General features: G+C 35.7%; 5 protein-coding genes. 3 read left to right on the forward strand and 2 right to left on the reverse strand.

Annotated elements, in window-relative coordinates; translation table 11 throughout:
- Together HRT72_09195 and HRT72_09200 are read right to left on the reverse strand one after the other, a co-directional pair.
- Positions 1–685, reverse strand: a 685-nt coding sequence (locus tag HRT72_09195; protein NQY67880.1) for a 3-deoxy-D-manno-octulosonic acid transferase, incomplete at its 3' end; no start/stop codon positions are given.
- A gap of 125 nt (positions 686–810) precedes the next feature.
- Complete coding sequence (locus HRT72_09200) at positions 811–1578, reverse strand: hypothetical protein (protein ID NQY67881.1); 768 nt, start codon at positions 1576–1578, stop codon at positions 811–813.
- Between the two features lie 108 nt (positions 1579–1686).
- On the opposite strand from HRT72_09200, the gene HRT72_09205 reads away from it, so the two are divergent.
- The 3 genes from HRT72_09205 to HRT72_09215 all read left to right on the forward strand — a co-directional run.
- On the forward strand, positions 1687–2814 hold the full coding sequence (locus tag HRT72_09205; GenBank protein NQY67882.1) for a DegT/DnrJ/EryC1/StrS family aminotransferase: 1128 nt from the start codon (positions 1687–1689) through the stop codon (positions 2812–2814).
- Position 2815: 1 nt separating this feature from the next.
- On the forward strand, positions 2816–4129 hold the full coding sequence (locus tag HRT72_09210) for a UDP-glucose/GDP-mannose dehydrogenase family protein (protein ID NQY67883.1): 1314 nt from the start codon (positions 2816–2818) through the stop codon (positions 4127–4129).
- A gap of 3 nt (positions 4130–4132) precedes the next feature.
- A partial coding sequence (locus tag HRT72_09215) for a GDP-mannose 4,6-dehydratase (GenBank protein ID NQY67884.1) occupies positions 4133–4689 on the forward strand: 557 nt, incomplete at its 3' end.

The raw sequence follows: 4689 nt of genomic DNA on the forward strand, positions 1-4689 counted from the left end.
ATTCTGTATTTACTTCATGTGGGGCGATTATGAATTTTAAGTTTTCTATATCCTGATTAATAAAATCGCAAATAGTTTCTATGTCTTTATTCCAGGTGCTCCCTGCAATCAGTAGTTTGGAATTAGCTTTAAAGGCAACGATTATTCCGACTGGTTTTTTGTTTTGTTCTTGCTTGTGGACTCTGTCAAATCTAGAATCTCCGGTTATAATTGAGTTGTTAAATCCATGTTTTTCCAATAATTTATTTGAAGTATCATCTTGTACAAAGAAGTAATCTGTTTTTTTTAAAATATTTAAGAACCATTTTCCATACCATGAGAAAAAGTATTGTTGATCTCGGAATATTGAAGAAATAAAAACAGTTGGAATGGCCCTTTTTTGAAGTTCAAGTAGATAGTTAAACCAAAATTCATATTTCACAAATAGTACGAGAGTGGGGTTAACTATATCTAAAAAACGCCTGACATTAGATATTGTATCCAAAGGCATATAAAAAACAGTATCTGAGACATTTTGTTTTTTGATAACATCATACCCTGACGATGAGAAAAAAGTAATAATGATTTTATAGGATGGGAATTTTTCTTTTAAAAGGTCAAGAACAGGTTTGCCTTGTTGGTATTCACCGAGAGATGCGCTGTGCATCCATATTGTCTTATCCTCAGAACTTATTTTATCACTCAATTCTATAAAAAGATTAGTTCGACCTTCCTGCCATCGAGAAACTTTTCTATTAAAAAGTGCCGCAATGAGAATGCCAATTTGGGCTATGAGTAAAATAAAATTGTACGCAATTCTCATTTGATATATTAGTCAATATAATATTCTCGGGCCACCCTTCTGTATAAAGGAAGAATCCAGCCAGCTTTTGCACCTAATAAGGCATCATCACGTTTTTTTAAGTCGTAACTCATTTCATCGTAATTATAGCCTCGTCTGTTTATCGTTTTGGCATAGAGAAAGTCAATACCAATAAAGAAACTACTTCTTCGGTTGTTTCCTAAATAGAGATAACCTAGAAATGCTCCTGCCGAAATGCCACTGGAGAATCGGTCATATCCTTTTTGGATTTCTTCAGTTAGCGAAACAACATCAGTTCCCATAATACGGAGAAGAATTTTATGTTGTAAATATCCAACTCTTGTCGTTACCATGATGCCCGAATTTTTATTCGGTCCAAAAAGCGGGAATATTTTTCCTGCACCGAGATATGCATTAATACCACGTTCAAACAATAAAACTTCAATCATAGAACCATTCTTATTGAAAATCAGATTTTGTGAATTTAAAATATCGTCAAGAATGTCGTTTGTTTTAACCGAGTCTCGCCAAAAGAAATTGGCTTCGGTTGTTATTATCCAGTTACTGCTAAATTTATACATGTAATTTCCTCCCACCATCATGTTCGGAAGAAAACGGTCAGATAGGTCCATCTGTGGAGAATGGTATCCAAAAGAAATTCCAAGCATAGATGCATTTATGGTAGTATCCTTTACATTCATTTGAGCATGACATTGGTTTTCTCTCAAAAGGAAGTAAATGGAAATAAGTAGTACTATTGAATAAGGAATGTTCATTGTAAAGCAAGTTGGAATAACGGCTTATTTGTAGTTAAATTGCAGCTACTCGAGTAGTAAAATTAGCTATATTTGCTATTCATTCATAAAGAATAGAAACGTTTTCATATGAGAGATATTCAAATGGTCGACTTAGTAGGGCAATACCAGAAAATTAAGTCAGAGGTAAGTAATGAAATATTGGGGGTTATTGATTCTGGTGCTTTCATTAATGGCCCTGCGGTAAAAACGTTAAGTACAGATCTTGCAGAGTACATAGGCTGTAAATATTGTATTCCTTGTGGTAATGGCACAGATGCTCTTCAGATTGCTTTAATGGCTTTGGGATTAGAGCCAGGTGATGAGGTAATAACAGTGCCTTTTACTTTTATTGCAACAGCGGAGGTGATATCATTGCTTCGTTTAAAACCTGTATTTGTTGATGTTGATCCAGATACGTACCTGATGAATTTGGAACAAGTCGAAAAGGCAATTACAGATAAAACAAAGTGCATTATTCCTGTTCAGTTATTTGGTCAATGTGTGGATATGGAACCGTTAATGAAATTGGCGAATAATAAGAATATTGCTATTCTCGAAGATAATGCACAAGCTTTAGGTTCTGAATATACTTTTTCGGACGGTTCAACAAAAAAAGCAGGTAGTATTGGAACCATTAGTACAACTTCATTTTATCCTTCAAAATCTCTTGGTGGCTATGGGGATGGAGGTGCAATTTTTACAAGTGATGATGAATTGGCAGCTACCATTAGAATGATTGTTAATCATGGATCGAAAGAGAAGTATTATCATGAAGTTGTAGGTGTTAATTCACGCTTAGATACTATTCAAGCAGCCATATTGTGCATTAAGTTGAAAAAACTGGAGGGGTATATAGAGGCTCGCCAAACGGCTGCAGCCTTTTATGATAAGGCTTTAGAGGAAATTGAGGAGGTAGTGACACCTAAAAGAATTCCTAATAGAACGCACATTTTCCATCAATATACGTTAAACGTAGGGTCGCATAGAGACGAATTAAGACAAGAACTTACCGATAAAGGTATTCCAAGTATGATTTATTATCCGGTGCCTCTTCATTTGCAGAAAGCTTATCAAAATGGGGGCAGTGTAAATAATGCATTTCCGATCTCTGAGGCATTGTCTAAAAGTGTTTTGTCTTTACCGATGTGTACAGAATTAGATGAAGAGCAGCTTGATTATATCGTAAGCACAATTAAAAATTATTTTACAAAGTAATATGAATATAGCGGTTATTGGTACGGGATATGTAGGATTGGTTACAGGTACGTGCCTTGCTGATACAGGTAACAATGTAATTTGCGTGGATATTGATTCAGCTAAAGTTGAAAAGTTAAAAGTTGGAGTTATCCCTATATATGAGCCCCATTTGGAGGTTTTGTTTGAGAGAAATATTAAGCAAAACAGATTGGCATTTACTACGAATTTAAAGAAAGCTGTTGATCAGTCTCAAATAATTTTTCTTGCATTGCCTACTCCGCAGGGTGAAGATGGTTCTGCGGATTTGTCATATGTTTTAAACGTTGCCGATGAATTAGGTAAGATTATTACAGGATACAAGATTGTAGTAGATAAGAGTACAGTTCCTGTTGGAACGTCGGAAAAGGTTTGCAACGCGATAAGTGCAAATTCCAAAGTTGAATTTGATGTTGTTTCAAATCCAGAATTCTTAAGAGAAGGGTTTGCAGTAGATGATTTTCTGAAACCAGATAGAGTGGTAATTGGATCTTCTTCTGATAGAGCAAATGCTGTAATGAGAGAGCTATATCGTCCTTACGTTAGACAAGGAAACCCTATCATATTTATGGATGAGAAAAGTGCAGAATTAACAAAGTATGCAGCAAATGCGTTTCTGGCTACTAAAATTACTTTCATGAATGAAGTTGCAAATTACTGCGAGAAAGTAGGCGCAGATGCTGATATGGTGAGAATTGGTATGGGTACCGACAATAGGATTGGAAAGCGATTTTTATTTCCTGGAATTGGTTATGGGGGAAGTTGTTTTCCGAAAGATGTTCAAGCATTGCAGAAATCCGGGATGGATGAAAACCACGATTTTAAAATTTTAAGAGCAGTTTTAGAAGTGAATACGAAACAAAGGGTGCTGCTTGTAGGTAAAATTAAAGATTATTTTGGCGCTGATTTGTCGGGTAAAAAAATTGCAATTTGGGGCCTTGCTTTTAAGCCAGATACAGATGATATTAGAGAAGCTCCAGCGCTCTACATTATTGAGGAACTTCTGGAAGCTGGTGCTTCTATTAACGGATATGATCAAGAAGCCATGAAGAATACGGAAGCTTTATTAGGTGATAAAGTTTCTTATGCTGAGGATGAATATAGCTGTTTACAAGACTGCGATGCTCTGGTTATTGCTACAGAGTGGCCACTTTTTAGAACTCCTGATTTTGGAAAAATTAAATCAAGCTTGAAGGCACCTGTGATATTTGATGGACGTAACTTATATGACTTGGATCAGATGGAAGGAAAGGGTATTTACTATTCTAGTATAGGTAGGAAATTAGTAGAAAAGTAGAATATGGGAAAAGTCCTTATTACTGGTGCCGCCGGTTTTCTTGGATCGCATTTATGCGACAGAATGTTGGCTGATGGTCATGAAGTTATAGGAATGGATAACTTGATAACAGGAAGACTTGAAAATATAGCTCACCTAGAAAGAAATTCCATGTTTGAATTCATTAATCACGATGTTTCCAAATTTATTGATATTGAGGATAATTTAGATTGTATCCTTCATTTCGCTTCCCCAGCTAGTCCGATAGATTATTTGAAAATACCTATACAGACTCTTAAAGTAAGTTCTTTAGGAACTCATAACTGTTTGGGTTTAGCTCTTAAAAAGAAAGCTTCTATAATTGTTGCCTCTACTTCTGAAGTATATGGTGATCCACTAGTTCATCCTCAGAAAGAAACATATTATGGCAACGTGAACCCTGTTGGTCCTAGAGGGGTTTATGATGAAGCCAAAAGATTCCAAGAGGCCATCACAATGGCCTATGGTAGAATTCATGATTTGGAGACACGCATAGTAAGAATATTTAATACTTACGGGCCAAGAATGAGATTGAATGATGG

This window comes from Flavobacteriales bacterium (assembly GCA_013214975.1).
GTDB lineage: Bacteria > Bacteroidota > Bacteroidia > DT-38 > DT-38 > DT-38.